The sequence below is a fragment of the Roseburia sp. OF03-24 genome (assembly GCF_003463035.1).
In the GTDB taxonomy this organism is placed as follows: Bacteria; Bacillota; Clostridia; order Lachnospirales; family Lachnospiraceae; genus Roseburia; species Roseburia rectibacter.
In genome coordinates this window covers 1-1462 of record NZ_QSCK01000080.1, presented here as the reverse complement: position 1 = coordinate 1462, position 1462 = coordinate 1, and the positions used below count along the sequence as shown (strand labels likewise).

At 40.8% G+C, this 1462-nt stretch carries 2 pseudogenes; both read left to right on the top strand.

Annotated elements, in window-relative coordinates:
- Window positions 1-426: pseudogene (locus DXA60_RS18445) on the top strand (CpaF/VirB11 family protein); the annotation flags it as partial.
- Window positions 426-1462 (top strand): annotated as a pseudogene (locus DXA60_RS18440) (hypothetical protein); the annotation flags it as partial. The pseudogenes DXA60_RS18445 and DXA60_RS18440, both read left to right, overlap by 1 nt.

The following is a 1462-nucleotide window of genomic DNA, read 5'->3' as shown; positions in this document are numbered from 1 at the left end:
TATCTGGTTTTGTCAGAGGCAAGGTCAACGGAAGTGACATCACTGTTGGAACAGTGGAGTACTGGTGTCAATGGATTTACAACGATCCATCTGGATGATGTGAAGAAGCTGCCAGACCGTATCCAGAGCATGATGAATAATGTAAATGATGCGAGACGTATGGAAAACAGGATTTACCGTTATGTAAATCTTGGACTTCTGATCCGGAAAGAAAATACACAGGATGGAGAGATCAGAAGATATTTAGATCAGCTTTGTTTTTATGCCAGGGAAGATCATGAAAACAGAATTTATATGCTGGTAGAGGATGGGGAACTTGTTTCAGAGGAGATACCGAAAGATATTCTTTTGAAATTAGAACGTGCTGGAATACAAGAACCGTTCTTTTGTGAAAGTTTTTACAGATACCGGAAGGAGGGCAGATAGTGGCAGGATTGAAAAAGACACGGATAAAAGAGAAAAAAGAGAGAAAGCAGATCAAAAAAGAAAACCGTGTGGCGAAAAATCTGTTGCTTTTAAATCCGGGAAACCTTGCAAAAGAGGTTTATACATACGGATATCATTTTTCCTGGAAAACGCATTTATTTGTCATTGGTGCATGTATTGCCGGAATGGGAGTGATCGGCTTACTGTTTCAACTGAAATGGAAACTGCTTGTCATTGTGCTGATCGCCATGTTTTTGGCACTTCCGGCATTTATCCTTGACACTTATAAAAAAATGTATGAACAGAAACGTTTTGCAGATGCTGCCACTTACATGGAGCAGATGTTATATGCGTTCCAAAAAACAGGAAAAGTATTATCTGCCTTAAAAGAGGCAAGAGAGACATTTGAACCGGGACATATGCGGGATATTATGGATGAATCAATCGGACATCTTGAAGCGGGACATTCCTACAGTGAAAAAAGTGTTTTAAGGGAATCCTTAGACATCGTGGAAAAAGAATATGAGTGCCGCAAGATAAAAACACTGCATGAACTCCTGATCAGTGCGGAGGAGTATGGAGGAAACGCGGATGATTCGATATCCCTGTTATTAAACGATGTGGAATTATGGAAGCGTCGTGGATATCTGCTTCAGGGAGAAAAGAAAAAAGCACATACAAACAATGTGGTATCCATTGTTGTGGCTACAGCCTTATGTGCCGGAACTTTATATATGTTAAATGCACTTCCGGGTATCCTTAACATGGAAGCCCCTTACAATGTGCTTACAACAGGTCTGGTACAGGTCACATCTTTTGGACTTCTTTTATGGATGATCTATGTATATGCAAGATCAGAAAAGACATTGACCAGGAACTGGTTAAAAGAAGAAAGCGGCAGGGACGAAGAATATGTGCTGCGCTGCTATGAAAAAGCCATGTCACAGCAGCATAGATTTGGCAGGAATATTGCAAGACGTGTAGTATCTGAAGAACTTTATGCGGCATTCCCAGAGTGGCTGATGCAGATGGCATT